13 protein-coding genes and 1 pseudogene are annotated in these 15,785 nt (G+C 71.7%); 11 read left to right on the forward strand and 3 right to left on the reverse strand.

The features are described 5' to 3' along the window. Positions 1–8 precede the first annotated feature (8 nt). The gene (locus tag MTP10_RS13070; protein ID WP_310709392.1) at positions 9–1,022 is read right to left on the reverse strand and encodes a LacI family DNA-binding transcriptional regulator; all 1,014 of its coding nucleotides are present in this window, start codon (positions 1,020–1,022) and stop codon (positions 9–11) included. A 141-nt stretch (positions 1,023–1,163) separates the two neighbouring features. Here MTP10_RS13070 and MTP10_RS13075 point away from each other — a divergent pair, with 141 nt between their 5' ends. From MTP10_RS13075 to MTP10_RS13090, 4 genes are all read left to right on the forward strand, one after another. Further along, positions 1,164–2,447: an extracellular solute-binding protein gene (locus MTP10_RS13075; RefSeq protein ID WP_310709393.1), complete on the forward strand. Its 1,284-nt coding sequence runs from the start codon at positions 1,164–1,166 to the stop codon at positions 2,445–2,447. Positions 2,448–2,530: 83 nt separating this feature from the next. Beyond that, positions 2,531–3,406 carry a sugar ABC transporter permease gene (locus MTP10_RS13080; RefSeq protein ID WP_310709394.1) on the forward strand — a complete coding sequence of 292 codons (876 nt, stop codon included), beginning with the start codon at positions 2,531–2,533 and terminating at the stop codon, positions 3,404–3,406. Next, positions 3,403–4,221, forward strand: coding sequence for a carbohydrate ABC transporter permease (locus MTP10_RS13085; protein ID WP_310709395.1), 819 nt, complete (start codon positions 3,403–3,405; stop codon positions 4,219–4,221). Before MTP10_RS13080 ends, MTP10_RS13085 begins: the two co-directional genes overlap by 4 nt. A 2-nt stretch (positions 4,222–4,223) precedes the next feature. Next, positions 4,224–5,588 carry a cellulase family glycosylhydrolase gene (locus MTP10_RS13090; RefSeq protein WP_310709396.1) on the forward strand — a complete coding sequence of 455 codons (1,365 nt, stop codon included), beginning with the start codon at positions 4,224–4,226 and terminating at the stop codon, positions 5,586–5,588. Here the strand turns inward: MTP10_RS13090 and MTP10_RS13095 are convergent. Next, a complete protein-coding gene (locus MTP10_RS13095) occupies positions 5,585–6,208 on the reverse strand; it encodes a TetR/AcrR family transcriptional regulator (RefSeq protein WP_310709397.1) in 624 nt (207 codons plus the stop codon). The two genes, MTP10_RS13090 and MTP10_RS13095, sit on opposite strands and share 4 nt — an antisense overlap. 74 nt (positions 6,209–6,282) lie before the next feature. Between MTP10_RS13095 and MTP10_RS13100 the strand changes: the two genes are divergently transcribed. Both MTP10_RS13100 and MTP10_RS13105 read left to right on the forward strand, forming a co-directional pair. Beyond that, complete coding sequence (locus MTP10_RS13100; RefSeq protein ID WP_310709398.1) at positions 6,283–7,725, forward strand: MFS transporter; 1,443 nt, start codon at positions 6,283–6,285, stop codon at positions 7,723–7,725. Positions 7,726–7,757: 32 nt separating this feature from the next. After that, complete coding sequence (locus MTP10_RS13105; RefSeq protein WP_310709399.1) at positions 7,758–8,366, forward strand: rhomboid family intramembrane serine protease; 609 nt, start codon at positions 7,758–7,760, stop codon at positions 8,364–8,366. On the opposite strand, the gene MTP10_RS13110 is transcribed toward MTP10_RS13105, so the two are convergent. Continuing rightward, the gene (locus MTP10_RS13110) at positions 8,358–10,802 is read right to left on the reverse strand and encodes a lantibiotic dehydratase (RefSeq protein WP_310709400.1); all 2,445 of its coding nucleotides are present in this window, start codon (positions 10,800–10,802) and stop codon (positions 8,358–8,360) included. The genes MTP10_RS13105 and MTP10_RS13110 overlap by 9 nt on opposite strands. A gap of 236 nt (positions 10,803–11,038) precedes the next feature. On the opposite strand from MTP10_RS13110, the gene efeU reads away from it, so the two are divergent. From efeU to MTP10_RS13130, 5 genes and pseudogenes are all read left to right on the forward strand, one after another. Then, positions 11,039–11,890, forward strand: a complete 852-nt coding sequence (efeU, locus tag MTP10_RS13115; RefSeq protein ID WP_310709401.1) for an iron uptake transporter permease EfeU — start codon at positions 11,039–11,041, stop codon at positions 11,888–11,890. Between the two features lie 15 nt (positions 11,891–11,905). After that, positions 11,906–13,063: an iron uptake system protein EfeO gene (efeO, locus tag MTP10_RS13120; RefSeq protein ID WP_310709402.1), complete on the forward strand. Its 1,158-nt coding sequence runs from the start codon at positions 11,906–11,908 to the stop codon at positions 13,061–13,063. Further along, complete coding sequence (gene efeB, locus MTP10_RS13125) at positions 13,060–14,358, forward strand: iron uptake transporter deferrochelatase/peroxidase subunit (RefSeq protein ID WP_310709403.1); 1,299 nt, start codon at positions 13,060–13,062, stop codon at positions 14,356–14,358. The genes efeO and efeB overlap by 4 nt, the downstream gene beginning before the upstream one ends. A 91-nt stretch (positions 14,359–14,449) precedes the next feature. Continuing rightward, a pseudogene (locus tag MTP10_RS41955) lies at positions 14,450–14,566 on the forward strand (twin-arginine translocation signal domain-containing protein); the annotation flags it as partial. Between the two features lie 27 nt (positions 14,567–14,593). After that, positions 14,594–15,784, forward strand: a complete 1,191-nt coding sequence (locus tag MTP10_RS13130) for an aspartyl protease family protein (protein ID WP_310709404.1) — start codon at positions 14,594–14,596, stop codon at positions 15,782–15,784. Position 15,785: the final 1 nt, after the last annotated feature.

Genomic DNA, 15,785 nt, shown 5'->3' on the forward strand with positions numbered 1-15,785 from the left:
CCGCCGGGTCAGCGGCGAAGAGGCGCGGTGCTCTCGCGGACGACCAGCTCCGTGGCCAGCTCCACGCGCCGCGACTCCGGCACCTCGCCGCGTCCCATCGCGAGCACCGTGCGGGCGGCCAGCGCGGCCATCTCCTGCAACGGCTGCCGGACGGTGGTGAGCGGCGGCCAGGCCGAGCGGGCGAGCGGAAGGTCGTCGAAGCCGACCACGCTCAGGTCCTCCGGCACCCGCAGCCCGCGCTGCCGGGCGGCCTCGAAGACGCCGAACGCCTGCAGGTCGCTGCCCGCGAAGATGGCCGTGGGCGGGTCGTCGAGGGACAGCAGGGCGTGGCCGTTGTCGTGGCCGGAGTCGACGAGGAAGGTGCCGCGCCGGATCAGCTCCGGCGAGACCGGCATGCCGGCGGTCTCCAGGGCGGCGCGGTAGCCGTCGATGCGGGCCTGGCTGCACAGCATGTCGGCGGGACCGCTGATCACGCCGATGCGGCGGTGGCCCAGCTCGACCAGGTGGCGGGTGGCGGCGAGCCCGCCGTTCCAGTTGGTGGCGCCGACGGAGACGACGCCGGGCGCGGGCTCGCCCTCGGGGTCGACGACGACGAACGGCAGCGAGCGGGCGCGGAGCTGGTCCTGCACGCCGGCCGACAGGCGTGAGGCGACGATGACGACGCCGTCGGTGCGGCGACCGGCCAGGCGCTCCATCCAGTCGCGTCCAGGTCCGGCGTGGGTGTGCAGGACGGAGATGACGACGCTGGACCCGGCCTCGTGGGCGGCGCTCTCGGCGCCACGGACGATCTCCATGGCCCACGGTGACTCGATCTCGGCGAAGACGAGGTCCACCAGCCCGGCGTGGGTGTCGCCGGCGCTGGCGCGCCGCTGGTAGCCGTGCTGCTGGAGCAGCCGCTCGACGCGGGAGCGGGTCGCGGGCGCGACCTCGGGACGGCCGTTGATGACCTTGGAGACCGTGGGGATGGACACCCCGGCCTCCTCGGCTATCACGGCGATCGTCACCCGTCTCTTCGCTGACATGCTCGAAAGTGTACCGAAACTTTCGGCACCGCGATGCTCCCGTTCCTGCTATTGACGCGTAACAGGCCGTTTACCTATGCTCCGGGCAACGAAATTATCGGGGGGTTTCACGAAACTTTCGGCCTGAAGGAGAGAACCCCTATGAAACGTGGTTTCCTGCTGATCGCGACGGCCGTTCTCGTCACCGGCTGCAGTGGCGGCGGTGGCGGCGCCGCCGAGCCGCAGAAGAGCACTGCGGGCTCCCCCGCCAAGGTGACGCTCGAGCTGTGGCACCTGTCCACCACCGAACCGATGAAGACGATCATGGTTCAGCGGGCCAAGGAGTTCGAGGCCGCGCACCCCAACGTCACCATCAAGGCCACCGTCCTGGAGAACGAGGCGTACAAGTCCAAGATCACTACGCTCACCCAGTCGGGCAAGGCACCCGACGTGTTCGCCTCGTGGGGCGGCGGGGTCCTTCAGCAGCAGATCGACGCGGGCCTGGTCAAGGACATCTCCGCCGACGTCGCCCCCATCCTCGGCACCTTCACCAAGGCGTCGCTGACCGCCTACCAGTTCGACGGCAAGACGTACGGCCTGCCGACGGACATCGGCATGGTCGGCTTCTGGTACAACAAGAAGCTCTTCGCCAAGGCCGGCATCCAGCAGCCGCCCGCCACCTGGGCCGAGCTCCTCGACGACGTCAGGAAGCTCAAGGCGGCCGGCACCACCCCGATCGCGCTGGCCGGCAAGGAGAAGTGGCCTGGCCACTACTACTGGGCCTACCTCGCCATGCGCATCGGCGGCGTGCCGGCCATGCACCAGGCCGCGGTCGACAAGAACTTCAACACCCCCGACTTCGTGGCCGCCGGCCAGCAGCTCAAGGCGCTGGCCGACCTGCAGCCGTTCCAGAAGGGCTTCCTCGGGGCCGGCTACTCCACGCCCGACGGCCAGTCCGCGTCCGTCTCCAACGGCAAGGCCGCCATGGAGCTGATGGGCCAGTGGGCGCCGGCCGTGCAGAAGTCGTCCGGCAAGGGCCTCGGCGACGACCTCGGCTTCTTCCCCTTCCCCGCGGTCGACGGCGGCAAGGGGACGGTCACCGAGGCGTTCGGCGGCGGTGGCGGCCTGGCCGTCGGCGCCGACGCGCCGCCCGAGGCCGTCGAGTTCGTCAAGTTCTTCACCGCCATGGCCAACCACAGCAGGGCGGTCGAGGCGGGCGGGGTGCTGCCCGTCCTCCAAGGCGAGGAGAGCTCCGTCAAGGACCCGAACCTCAAGATCGTGGCGGAGTCGCTGGCCGGCGCGACCGGGTTCCAGCTCTACCTGGACCAGGCGTACCCGCCCGCGGTGGGCGCGGAGGTGAACGACAGCGTGGCCCAGCTCATCGGCGGCACCAAGACGCCGCAGCAGGTCGTCGAGGCCATCACGGAAGTGGCCAAGAGCGAATGACGACGCTGACGCGAGGGCCGCAGGCGCCCGCGCTCCCGGCCCGCGCGCGGCCGCCCGGGCGCCCGCGCCGGCCCTGGGTGACGATGACGTTGTTCGTCCTGCCCGCCCTGGTGCTGTTCCTGCTGCTCGTGGTGGCGCCGATCGCGGTCGCGCTGTACGCGAGCGTGTTCAAGTGGAACGGCTTCGGCGGCCTGCCCACGGACTTCGTCGGCCTGGACAACTTCACCCGGCTGTTCGGCACCGAGGTCTTCCGGCAGGACGTGTGGCACCTGGTCCTGCTGATCCTCCTGTCGCTGTGCGTGCAGCTGCCGTTCTCGCTGGCCATCGCCATGCTGCTGCACCAGCGCGTCCGCGGCAGGGCCGTCTACCGGCTGGTCTTCTTCGCGCCGTACGTGCTGTCCGAGGTCATCACGGGCGTGCTGTTCTCGCTCCTGCTCTCGCCCGACGCGGGCCTGGCCAACCAGATCCTCGGCGTGGTCGGGCTGGACTCGGAGTGGCTGGCCGACACGGGCACCGTCATGCCGTCGCTGTTCCTCGTGATGACGTGGAAGTACTTCGGGTTCCACATGATGATCTACCTGGCCGGGCGGCAGAACATCCCGGACGAGCTGATCGAGGCCGCGCAGATCGACGGCGCCACGCCGTGGAAGGTGTTCCGCCACGTCACCCTGCCGCTGCTCGGCCCGACGATCCGGATCAGCGTGTTCCTGTCGGTCATCTACACGATCCAGCTCTTCGACCTCGTCTGGATCCTCACCGAGGGCGGCCCCTCCCACGCCTCGGAGACCATGGCGGTCACGATGATGGAGTTCGGCTTCGGCCGCAACCAGGTGGGCTACGCCAGCGCGATCAGCGTGGTGATGTTCGGCCTGAGCCTCGTCTTCGCGCTGTTCTACCAGCGGTTCGTGATGCGGCGCGACCTGGAGGGCGCGACGACGTCGATGGGAGACCACCGGTGAGACGCAACACCCTTCCCCTGCACGCCGTCGCCTGGATCGTGGGCGCGTTCATCCTCGTGCCGGTCGTGTACGCGGTGCTCGGCGGATTCAAGAGCACCGACCAGCTCTCCACCAACGCCTTCGGCCTGCCCGACCCGTGGGTGATCGGCAACTACACCGACGTGCTCGGCTCGGGGTCGTTCTGGCGCCAGCTCTGGAACAGCACGTTCATCGCGGTGGCGACGACCGTGATCGTGGTGCTGCTGTCGGCGATGGCGGCCTACGTCTTCGCCCGCTTCGCCTTCCGGGGCCGGGAGCTGCTGTTCACGGTCTTCACGGTGGGGCTGATGTTCCCGTTCGCCGTGGCCATCCTGCCCATCTTCGTGCTGCTGCGTACGTTCGGGCTGATCGACGACCCGCTCGGGGTGATCCTCACCCAGGCCGCCTTCGGGCTGCCACTGACGATCATCATCCTGCGCGGCTTCTTCCGCAGCATCCCCGGCGAGGTCGAGGAGGCCGCCACCATCGACGGCTGCACGCCGTTCGGGTTCTTCTGGCGCATCCTGCTGCCGATGGCGCGCCCCGCGCTCGCCACCGTCTCGGTCCTGGCCATCGTCGGGAGCTGGAACAGCTTCATGCTGCCGCTGGTGGTCTTCAGCGACGAGTCGGCGTGGACGCTGCCGCTGGGCGTGCAGCAGTTCCAGGGCCAGTACGCCTCGGACACCGCGCGGGTGCTCGCCTACCTGGTGCTGGCCATGCTGCCGGCGCTGGGCTTCTACGCCGTCGCCGAGCGGCACCTCATCGGCGGACTGACCGCGGGCGCGACGAAAGGGTGACCATGCTGCATGTGTCCGGAACACGGCTCCTGACCTCCGACGGCACGCCGGTGCGGCTGCGCGGCGTGGGACTCGGGGGCTGGCTCAACATGGAGAACTTCATCACCGGGTACCCCGCCAACGAGTCGTCGATGCGGCTGGCCGTGCGCGAGGTGCTGGGCGAGGATCGGGCGGCGCTGTTCTTCGAGCGGCTGCTCGGCTCGTTCTTCACCGAGGACGACGCGGCGCTGCTGGCGGGGCTGGGCATGAACTGCGTGCGCATCCCGGTCAACTACCGGCACTTCGAGTCCGACGACCGGCCGTTCGAGATCATCGAGGACGGCTTCCGGCACCTGGACCGGGTGATCGACGCGCTCGGCGCGCACGGCCTGTACAGCGTGATCGACCTGCACGCCCTGCCCGGCTCGCAGAACCAGCACTGGCACTCCGACAACCCCACACACGTCGCGGCGCTGTGGCAGCACCGGCACTTCCAGGACCGGGTCGTGCACCTGTGGGAGGCGATCGCCGACCACTACCGCGACCATCCGTGGGTGGCGGGCTACAACCCGGTCAACGAGCCGGGCGACCCGTCGGGCAAGGTCGTCGGGCCGTTCTACGACCGGCTGGTGAAGGCGCTGCGCGCCGCCGACCCGCGCCACGTGCTGTTCCTCGACGGCAACACCTACGCCACGGACTTCACGGTCTTCCGTGAGATGTACGAGAACACGGTGTTCGTCTGCCACGACTACGCCCTGGCCGGGTTCGCCCACGGCGGGCCGTACCCGGGGTACACGCGCGGCGAGTGGTGCGACCGGGGCGAGCTGGAGCGGGCCTTCGAGCGGCGCTCGCGGTTCCAGCGGGAGACGGGGACGCCGCTGTGGGTGGGCGAGTTCGGGCCCGTCTACACCGGCGACCCCGACACGGACCGGCAGCGCTACCAGATCCTGCGGGACCAGCTGGAGATCTACGACGGGTACGACGCCGGCTGGTCGCTGTGGACGTACAAGGACGTGGGCCTGCAGGGTCTGGTCTGCGCCCGGGGGCCGTACCTGGAGCGGTTCGGCCCGTTCATCGAGAAGAAGCGGCGGCTGGGCGCCGACCGGTGGGGCTCGACCATGGAGGAGACGGCGAGCGAGCTGGCGCCGCTGCACCGGCTGGTCGAGACCGAGGCCCCCGGCTGGAACCCCTACCCGTGGGGCGCCCGGTACCAGACCGACGACCTCGTCAGGCACATCCTCATCGCGCAGGCCCTGCTGCCGGAGTACGCCGAGTTGTTCAGGGGCCTCGGCGACGACGAGCTGGTGGCGCTGGCCGACTCGTTCCTGCTGGAGCGGTGCGACCGGCGCGAGCCGCTGCTCGGCCTGCTGGCGGACAGCCTCCGCTAGGGGCCGCCGCAGTAGTCGCCGAGCCCCTTCTCCAGCAGGTCGAAGGCCCGCTCGGCGTCGGCCGACGCGTCGGGGTAGACCGCGTCGGCCGGCTCGCCGGCGAACAGGCGGCGCAGGTTCTCGGTGACGAGGGCGGCGCGCGTGTAGATGATCTGCGCCGCCGCCACGCGGGCCGTCACGTCGTCGCGCCCGGATTGCGCGGCGAGCTCGCGCTCCAGCAGCTCCTGGGCGTGCCGGTGGAAGGCGAACGCCCTGACCTGCAACGCGGGGGTGCTCTGGATGAGCCGCATGACGCTCAGGACCTCCGGCGTGTCGTTGAGCCCCGTCGAGGCGTCGCGCTCGGCGAGCATGGCGAGGAAGTGACGGCGCAGCGCCGCCACGGCCGTCTCGCCGGGCGCGCGCTCCCGCACGATGCGGGCGGCGTCGTCCACGTGCGCCTCCATCGGGGAGAGGACCAGGTCCTCCTTCGTTGCGTAGTAGTTGAAGACCGTCTTCTTCGACACCTGGACCGCCGCGGCGATCTCCGCCACCGACACGTTGTCGAAGCCGCGCTCCAGGAACAGCTCGATCGCCGTCCGCCACAACGAGCGCTGGGTCTGCTGCTTCTTCAACTCACGCAAGCCTAGTTCCATGGCGCAAGAATACACCAAGTTAAAAAGTTGTCTTGGTGTAAATTTCGTCCTAGAGTATCGCCATGACCAAGACCCAGCGCGGCGTGGCGCAGGTACTCTGCCTTCTCACCATCGTCGTCGCCGTCCTCGACCAGAACATCGTCTCCTCGGCCATCGTCCCGATCGTCCGCGAGCTCGACCCCGCGGGCGGCCTCGACCACGTCGCCTGGCTCGTCACCGCCTTCGCCCTCGGCGCCACCTCGGTGCTCCCCCTGTACGGCCGGCTGTGCGACGCGCTCGGCGCCAAGCAGGTCTTCATCGGCGCGGTGGGCACGTTCGCCGCCGGCTCGCTGCTGTGCGGCCTGGCGCAGAGCATGTCCCAGCTCATCACCTTCCGCGCGGTGCAGGGCATCGGCGCGGGCGGCCTGATGAGCGTCACCATGGTGCTGATAGCGCAGTTGCGCGAGCCCGGCGACGACGGCCGTCCCAGTGCGCTCGCCGGCCTCGTGGGGGGCATCGGCTTCGCCGTCGGCCCGCTCGTGGGCGGTCTGTTCGCCGACCACGGGAACTGGCGGATGGCCTTCCTCGTCAACCTCCCGATCACCGTGCTGATCATCGGCGGGTCCCTGTGGGCCGTGCGCATCCCCCGGCACGCCGCCAGGGGCTCCATCGACGTCGCCGGCGCCGTGCTCGCCGCCGCCTTCGCCGGCTCGCTGCTGCTGGTCTGCGACTGGGGCGGCACCGAGTACGCCTGGAGCTCGCCGATGATCCTCGGCCTCGGCGCCACCGCGGTCGTGTCACTCGCGCTGTTCGTCCGGCGGCAGGCCACGGCGGCGCACCCGATCCTGCCCCTGAGCCTCTTCCGCGTCGGCGGCCTGCGCGGCGCCTACCTCGTGCAGATCCTGTGCAGCGTCGCCATGGTCGGCACCATGATCTACCTGATGCTCTACCTCCAGGTGGCGCGCGGGGTCAGCGCCACCGGGGCCGCCGGCTACCTCGTCTTCATGGCGATCGGGCTGACCGCGTCCGGCTTCGTCGGGCGTAACGCCTCCGTCCGCGCCTCGCTCGTGGCCGGCACGTCCGCCACGGCGCTCGCCCTCGTCTGGCTCGCGTTCCTGCGCGAGGACACCTCCCTGTGGCTGGTGCGGGCCGCGCTCCTGCTGGTCGGTCTCGGCTTCGGCCAGCTCCTCGGCAAGCTCATCACGTTCGTCCAGCAGCAGGCGCCGGCCGCGCACCTCGGCGTGGCGACCACCGGCATCCGCTGGTTCCAGAACCTCGGCATGGCCCTCGGGTCCGCCGCCTTCGGCTCACTGCTGGCCCGCGTGCTCGCCGAGAAGACGGGCGGGCTCGACCTCGCGGACCTCGCCACGCACCCGGCCGCCGTCGGGGCGTTCGTCTCCTCGCTCGACGTGGTGTTCGCGGTGGCCGCGGCCGTCATGACCGCCGCCCTGCTCTGCGCGGCGCTGCTGCGCGCGGCCGGCCGGGCGCGGACCGCCCCGCAGGAGGAGCTCGTCCCCGCCGCCTGACCATGCCCGGCGCCCCCATCATGGGAGGAGCCATGGAAGGACCACTCGTGAATCTCGTCTTCCCCCGGCATCCCGGGGCCCGCCCCGTCCTCACCTGGGCCGTCTTCGGCGTCACCGCCGTGACCACCGCCCTCGGCGTGCTGCTGCCCGGTTTCACCCAGGCTCTCGCCCGCACCCCCGGCTTCTTCCACGGCCAGTGGTGGCGCCTGGCCAGCCCGATCCTGGTCAACCCCGAGGGCTGGCACCAGGTCGTCTTCAACGGGCTGATGCTGCTGGTGGTCGGCGCCGCCGCCGAGCGGGTCCTCGGCCGGCTCCGCTGGGCCGTCCTGTACGCGGCCGGCGCCCTGGCCGGCAACGCCGTCGGCTACCTGACCGGCCAGTACAGCGCGGGCAGCTCGGTCGCCGTCGCCGGACTGGCCGGCGGCCTGGCCGTCTGGGTGCTGACCGGCCGCGCCGGGCTCCCCGCGCCTCCGCGACTGGCGGCCGGCGCGCTGCTCGCGGGGGCCGTGGCGCTCGCCGTCATCGGCGACAACCACGGCCTGCCCCTGCTCTCCGGCGCCCTCCTCGGGGCGGTGTTCCTGCGCACGATGCGCGTCGTGCCGTCGCTGACGGACCTCCGGCCCCGGCGCACCTCAGCCTGAGACGTCCAGCGCGTACTCCGTGACCCGCCTGCCGTGCACCCCGTAGGAAGGGGCGTCCGCCGGGTCCGGCAGGGCCTCCTCCAGCACCACGTTCCCGTCCTTGCCGGCCGCCGAGCGGGCCATCGCCAGCAGCAGGAAGTGGTCGGTGACGTCCACGTAGAACGGCCTGCGGGCCGCGCGCCGCCCCGAGCCGAAGCGGACGAAGAACCGCCGGGGGATACCGTGCCGCTCCAGCCAGCGCGCCGTCCTCAGCACGAACGCCGCGTCGCTCTCCCCCTCGTACGGCACGGGCAGCTCGGCTACCGGCATCCGCCAGCCGGCCCGCGCCAGCACCACCCGGCCGAGCTGGAGCCGCGGCCTGGCCTGCACCTCGTCGACGGCCGCGGCCGAACGCCACGGCACCGGCGCCAGCCCCATCGGCTCGCCGAACACCCGGACCAGGAACGACCAGGCCGGCGGCAGCGCGCGCGGCGCCGACATGCCGAGGTGGGCGGGCCGCACCGGCTCGCCGTCGGCGCCGGTCAGCACCAGGAGCAGCGTGCCGGGATCGTACGAGACGCGCAGGTCCGTCAGCGACAGCTCCGCGCCGTCCGTGACGGTGAACGGGTAGTCGACACCCACGGCCGAGGCGGGCCGCAGGTTCAGGTGGTTGCCGAAGCTGCCCAGGCATTCGGCCACCGGCTGCCGCGTCCCGTCGGGCACGCTCACGCCCGCGCGGGCGAGCAGGTGGCGGGTCCTGCCGGCGCCCCGGCCGTAGCCGGTGGTGACCGTGCTCAGCACGAACTCCGGGCCCGCCGTCAGGTGGCCGTAGCAGGTGATGGAGCCGGGCGGGCGGACGTAGGCGGGCCAGGACACCGCCATCTTCTCCACGATGTCCGGGTCGGCGACCAGCACGCCCCGCTCGTCGGGCGGCGAGGCGTACAGGGCGTTCCAGGTCTCGCGCCGCAGCCGGGCCACCCGGCGTCCCGGCGAGCCGCCGGGCGGGCCGGTCCGGTCCAGCAGCGCCCGCAGGTCCGCGCAGGCGGCGGGGGCGTCGCGGTAGAAGGCCAGGAACGGCACCGACGCCTCCGCCCCGTGGCGCTCCACGAAGTGCTCGGCGGCGGTGAGCTTGACCGGAAGGTCCGGGTCGAACACGGCGGCCAGGCGGCGCACGGCGTCCAGGTCGCGCAGCACCGGCTGCCAGGCGGCCCGCCCGCACACGGCCGGCGGGGCCGTCGACACGGCTGTCTCCAGCCGGACGCCGCGCTCGCCGAGCCCCACCGTGTCGCCGAGCCGGGCGAGCAGCCAGCCGGCCACGGGCCTGATGCGCTCGCCGTACGTCGCCTCGACGGCCTCGCGCAGCGCGTTGGGCAGCCACGGCCGGTCCGGCGAGTCGCCGGGCAGGACCTCCTCCACCCAGGCGGCGAGGTCGGCGAGCGGGTCCAGCGCCTGGTCGGCGAACGGCCGCAGCCGCTCCAGGAGCCCCAGGTCGAGGAGCCGCTTCACCACGCCCGGCTCGGCGACGGCGCGCTCCAGCGCCCCGACAGTCGGCTCGGGCGTGGCGCGCACCCAGGCCAGCGCCCCGGCGACGGCCGGCTCGGCCAGGACCGCGGCGGGCGCCGGGGCCTCGACCGGCTCGCGGAACGGACCGCCGGCCGACCGGCCGCCGCCGCTGCCCCCGCCCTCGTCCCCGTCTCCGGCGCGCGACCCGGCTCCGAGGAACCACAGCCGGCCGTCCTCCTGCCACAGGCTGGGGTTGACCCGCACCCGCACGGCCTCGCGCAGCGCCGGCCGCTCGGCCAGCGCCGCCCAGACGCGGCGCACCGTCGCGAGGTCCACCTCGGGCACGGCGCTCCAGCGCAGCTCGCTGGCCGGGGTCAGAGCCGGTCCCGTGTCCGCCCACCGGCCCAGCCCGTTGATCGTGAACGCGGCGTGCGGGCTGGCCGTGGAAGCGGCGCGGGCGACGTTCCTGGCCAGGCGTGCCAGCCTGGGCCGTCTCGGCACCGCGCCGGGCCTGGCCAGCCAGCTCTCCATCGTGGCCGACAGGCCGGGGCTGGCGCAGGCCAGCCCGCGCAGGAACGCGTCGTCGCCGCCCAGGGAGCGCAGCGCGTCGGCCCGGTCGGCCAGCTCGGCCGCCAGCGCCTCGGCCAGCGCGCCCGGCGCCTCGTCGGCCCAGCCGTCGCCGTCGTCGCCCTCCTCGACCGGCGCGCCGTACGGGTCGCGGCCGAACCTGTGTCCGCCCGCGCCGTACGGGCCGCCGTCCGGCTCGTCGTCCTGGTCGTCGTCGTCCGGCTCGTCGCCGGGCTCGCCGTGGTGACCGCGTCCCGCCTCGGCGTGGTCCTCCGCGAGGATCTCGTCCACCAGCGCCCAGGTGCGCGTGAACCGCAACTCCTCCAGCCCGTCGGCCGGCAGTCCCGCCACCCGCACGCCGAAGGCGTCACCCATCTGATCGTCCATCGCGATCCCCCTGTACGGACTCCTGGGGCCACCTTCCTCGGCCCGGCCGGTCCAGCGGCAACGCGCGCCGTGGCTTTACCGGTTGGACGCGGTGAAATAGGCCGCCGTAGACGTTCCCCTTTTGACCTGCGATGGGGCACGAAGAGGAGGGGCGTGTCAGTCGACCCGCTTGCATTGGGTAGGCTCCACCTGCCCTAATTTAGGTAAGCCTTTCCTACGCCGCTGCGGGAGTGACCGTGTTCGCCAGTTACCTGATCGGACTGCGCGAGGGACTGGAAGCGACGCTCGTCGTCTCGGTCCTCATCGCGTTCCTCGTCAAGAGCGACCGCAGGGACCGGCTCCCGCACGTGTGGGTGGGCGTCGGCTGCGCCGTCGCGCTGTCCGTGGGCTTCGGGGCGCTGCTCACCTTCACCGCCGCCAACCTCGGCCACACCGGCCAGGAGCTCTTCGACGCGATCACGTCCCTGCTGGCCGTGGTGTTCGTCACCTGGATGATCTTCTGGATGCGCCGCACCGCCCGCGCGCTCTCCGGCGAGCTGCGGGGCAAGCTCACCGACGCCCTGCAGATGGGCTCCCTGGCCGTCGTCGTCATGGCGTTCCTCGCCGTCGCCCGCGAGGGCCTGGAGACGGCGCTGCTGTTCTTCGCCTCCGTCCAGGGCGCCACCGCCACCGCCGCGCCGCTGACCGGCATCAGCCTGGGCCTGCTCACCTCCGTGCTGATCGGCTGGGGCCTCTACCGCAGCGCCCTGCGGATCAACCTCACCAAGTTCTTCACCTGGACCGGGCTGCTGCTCATCCTCGTCGCCGCCGGCATCTTCAAGTACGGTGTGCACGACCTGCAGGAGGCTGCCATCCTGCCGGGGCTCAACACCTACGCCTTCGACGTCAGCGCGGTCGTCCCCGCCGACTCCTGGTACGGTGCGCTGCTGGCCGGGACGCTCAACCTGACGCCGCAGCCCAGCGTGCTGGAAGCCCTCGCCTGGCTGCTGTACCTCGTGCCCACGCTCTTCCTCTTCCTGCGCCCGCAGCGCACCAGGACGACGCCGACCACGACGTCCACGACCCCGGCCGCCCGGCCGTCCGCCTGACCGTTGAGGAGCACCATGCGCATCAGCACCCCCCTCGCCCGGCACGGCCTGATCCCGGCCGCCGGCGCTCTGGCCCTGCTCTGCCTGGCCGCCTGCGGCTCCGGCGAGCAGCCGGCCACCGGCTCGGCGGCCGCCGGCAAGCCCGGGAAGATCACCGTGGCCGCGTCCGACACCGAGTGCAAGGTGGCCGCCTCCGAGGTGACGGCCGGCACCAGCACGTTCGCGATCACCAACGGCGGCAGCAAGGTCACCGAGTTCTACGTGTACGCGCCGGGCGACCGCGTCATGGCCGAGGTGGAGAACATCGTGCCCGGCCTGACCCGCGAGGTGGTCGCCGAGCTGCCGGCCGGCACGTACGAGGCGACCTGCAAGCCCGGCATGGTCGGCAAGGGCATCCGCAACCCGCTGAAGGTGACGGGCGAGCACAAGCCGCTCACCAAGGACGCCAAGCTGGCCGCCGCGACCGCCGAGTACAAGAGGTACGTCAAGTCGCAGAGCGACACGCTGCTGGTCAAGACGCAGGAGTTCGTGGACGCGGTCAAGGCCGGCGACGTCGCCAAGGCCAAGGAGCTCTACCCGGTCTCCCGTACGTACTGGGAGCGGATCGAGCCGGTGGCGGAGATCTTCGGCGACCTCGACCCCGCCATCGACGCCCGCGAGGCCGACCTCGCCGAGGGCGAGGAGTGGACCGGCTTCCACCGCATCGAGAAGGACCTGTGGGTGACCAAGGACGTCGGCAAGGACAGCCCCGTCGCCGACAAGCTGATCGCCGACGTCAAGACCATCGTCGCCAAGGCCAACGCGACGGAGCTGACCCCGCTCAACCTCGCCAACGGCGCCAAGGAGCTGCTCGACGAGGTCGCCACCGGCAAGATCACCGGCGAGGAGGACATCTGGTCGCACACCGACCTGTGGGACTTCGACGCCAACGTCGAGGGCTCCAAGGCAGCCGTGCAGGCGCTCCGGCCGGTGCTGGAGGAGCGGGCGCCGGACCTGGTCAAGACGCTCGACGAGAGGTTCGCGGCGGCCGAGGCGGCGCTGGCCGTCCACCAGAAGGGCGACGGCTGGGAGCTGCACGACAAGCTGTCCAAGGCCGACCTGAAGAAGCTGTCGGACGCGATCAACGCCCTCGGGGAGCCGATCAGCCAGATCGCCCCCATCGTGGCGAAGTGAACAGCGGGCAAGGAGGGGTGACGGTGGACGAGCACGGCGACCAGGCGGGCGGCAACGGAAGCGGGCTGAGCCGCAGGAAGCTGTTCGGACTCGGCGCGGCGGGGGTGGCGGTCGTGGGCGCGGGCGCCGTCGCCACGCGCTCGCTGCTCGACGAGCCGGTGGCCCGGGCGGCCTCCACCTCCGACCCCGTCCCGTTCTACGGCGAGCACCAGGCCGGCATCGTCACCCCGGCCCAGGACCGGCTGCACTTCGTCGCCTTCGACGTGATCACCGACAAGCGGGCCGAGCTGGTCGAGCTGCTCCAGGAGTGGACCGCCGCGGCGGCCCGCCTGACGCAGGGCAAGGACGCGGGCACGTTCGGCGCCGTCGGCGGCTCCCCGGAGGCCGCGCCGGACGACACCGGCGAGGCGCTCGGCCTGCCCGCCTCCGGGCTGACGCTGACGATCGGGTTCGGGCCGTCGCTGTTCGACGACCGGTTCGGGCTGGCGGCCAAGCGGCCCGCGGCGCTGGCCGACCTGCCCAAGTTCCCCGGCGAGCACCTCAACCCGGACATCTCCGGCGGCGACATCTGCGTGCAGGCGTGCGCCCACGACCCGCAGGTCGCGGTCCACGCCATCCGCAACCTGGCCCGGATCGGGTTCGGCAAGGTGTCGGTGAAGTGGTCGCAGCTCGGCTTCGGCCGTACGTCGTCCACCTCCCGGGCCCAGGCCACGCCGCGCAACCTCATGGGCTTCAAGGACGGCACCAACAACATGAAGCTGGAGGACGCCCAGCTCCTGCGCGACCACCTGTGGGCGTCGGGCTCCGACTGGATGGCCGGCGGCACGTACATGGTGACGCGCAAGATCCGCATGACCGTCGAGACGTGGGACCGCACCTCGCTGACCGAGCAGGAGGCCGTCTTCGGGCGCGACAAGGGGGCGGGGGCGCCGCTGGGCCGGAAGGCCGAGTTCGACACGCCCGACTTCAACGCCACGGGGCCGGACGGCCAGCCGTACATCAAGGCGGACGCCCACGTACGACTCGCCCACCCCAGCCACAACGCCAACGCCCACCTGCTGCGGCGCGGCTACAACTACGTGGACGGCTCCGACGGCCTGGGGCGGCTCGACGCCGGTCTGTTCTTCATCGCCTACCAGCGCGACCCGCGCACCCAGTTCGTGCCCGTGCAGATGAACCTGGCCAGGCACGACGCGCTGAACGAGTACATCAAGCACGTGTCGAGCGGGCTGTTCGCATGCCCGCCGGGAGTCCGGGACGCCGGCGACTACTGGGGCCGCGCCCTGTTCGCCTGACCGTCCCCCTGCACCCCCGCGTACAGGACCCGCGTGGCGCTGATCGCCGGGTTTATACGGAGTGAACACATCGCTGGATGCAATACCTCCCATGATTCGACCCCGAACATCCTCGTCCACGCCGAGCACCCCTGAGAACATCGATCGACGTAAGTTCCTGCGGCGTGCGGGCCTGGCCGCGGGAGCTGCCGCGCTGGCTCCGCACCTGGGCCCCCCGGAAAGCGCGCCCCTCTCGATGACCCTGAGCTCCTCGTCATCGACCATCGACCCCGACCAGCTGTTCAAAGCCGGCAGCTTCAAGGAGGCCGATCGGGGCTACGCGCATCTCTTGCGGCAGGACCCCGGCAACGCCCACGGCGTGGCGCAGCGCGGACGCATCGCGCTGCTGTCCAACAAGTTCGAGGATGCCGAGAGGTTCCTGAGCAAGGCCGTCCGCCTGGCGCCCGACGACACCTTTTCGAGGCGGCAGCTCGCGCAATGCTACGTCCGGCAGGACAGGCTCGCCCGCGCGGTGCCGCTGCTGAGGAGCACCGGCGACCAGAGCGACGCGGCGGTCGCCACCCAGTACGCCGGCGTGACCGGCACGCCGTACGAGATGCGCGGCGCTCAGAGGACGCGGGTTCCCCTGGTGTGCGTCGATCCTCTGCCCTGCGTCGAGGCCGCCGCGAACGGGTCGAAGCCGAAGCGGTTCCTCATCGACACCGGGGCGACGCTCGCCTTCTCCACGGAGATGGCGGAGCAGGCCGGTCTGCGCGCGTTGTCCACGAGCACGAGCCATCCCGCCGGGCAGACCCTGACGACCTACCACGGCGTCATGGAGTCGTTCCAGCTGGGTGACATCGTGCTGCGCAACGTTCCCGTCGTCTGGTACGACCTGAGAATGCCGGACCTGCCGGACGGCTCTCGCCCGTCGGGTGTCATCGGGACCACGCTGCTCTACCACTTCCTGGCCACGATGGACTACGCGAACCAGGCGCTCGTCCTACGGCGGAAGACGGGAGCACAGCTGCGCGACCTCCGGGCGGAGGCCGGGCGCGCAGGGGCCGACCGCCTGCCGTTGTGGCTGGCCGGCGACCACGTGCCCTGCACGCTGGGGAGCCTCAACGACTACGGGCCACGGGTGGCCTCCCTCGACACGGGAGGCATGGGCATGGGCGTCATGACGACCGAGGAGAACGCCAAGAAGGCGGGCATCGAGATCGACTACGCCCATCCGGACACGGGTGGCGGGATGACGGTCTACCCGATCACTCCCGCCAGGATGAGCCTCGGCAAGACCGTCGGCCGGAACGTCCCCGGTGTCGTCGGCGGGTGGCCCTGGCTCCAGCTCTTCGGGTTCGAGACGATCGCCAACTTCACGCACGAGTTCTTCAAGCCCCACGCCATCACCTTCGACTACGCAGGCATGAACGTCTACATCGCCTGAG

Source organism: Nonomuraea sp. 3-1Str, from assembly GCF_031570565.1.
Taxonomy (GTDB): domain Bacteria; phylum Actinomycetota; class Actinomycetes; order Streptosporangiales; family Streptosporangiaceae; genus Nonomuraea.

What these genes read in the sequence shown, in the direction of transcription:
- MTP10_RS13105 (WP_310709399.1), top strand. Translation starts at nt 7,758, where the DNA reads ATGGAAGGACCACTCGTGAATCTCGTCTTCCCCCGGCATCCCGGGGCC.
- MTP10_RS13130 (WP_310709404.1), top strand. Translation starts at nt 14,594, where the DNA reads ATGACCCTGAGCTCCTCGTCATCGACCATCGACCCCGACCAGCTGTTC.
- MTP10_RS13100 (WP_310709398.1), top strand. Translation starts at nt 6,283, where the DNA reads ATGACCAAGACCCAGCGCGGCGTGGCGCAGGTACTCTGCCTTCTCACC.
- efeO (WP_310709402.1), top strand. Translation starts at nt 11,906, where the DNA reads ATGCGCATCAGCACCCCCCTCGCCCGGCACGGCCTGATCCCGGCCGCC.
- MTP10_RS13090 (WP_310709396.1), top strand. Translation starts at nt 4,224, where the DNA reads ATGCTGCATGTGTCCGGAACACGGCTCCTGACCTCCGACGGCACGCCG.
- MTP10_RS13075 (WP_310709393.1), top strand. Translation starts at nt 1,164, where the DNA reads ATGAAACGTGGTTTCCTGCTGATCGCGACGGCCGTTCTCGTCACCGGC.
- MTP10_RS13070 (WP_310709392.1), bottom strand. Translation starts at nt 1,022, where the DNA reads ATGTCAGCGAAGAGACGGGTGACGATCGCCGTGATAGCCGAGGAGGCC.
- MTP10_RS13110 (WP_310709400.1), bottom strand. Translation starts at nt 10,802, where the DNA reads ATGGACGATCAGATGGGTGACGCCTTCGGCGTGCGGGTGGCGGGACTG.
- MTP10_RS13080 (WP_310709394.1), top strand. Translation starts at nt 2,531, where the DNA reads ATGACGTTGTTCGTCCTGCCCGCCCTGGTGCTGTTCCTGCTGCTCGTG.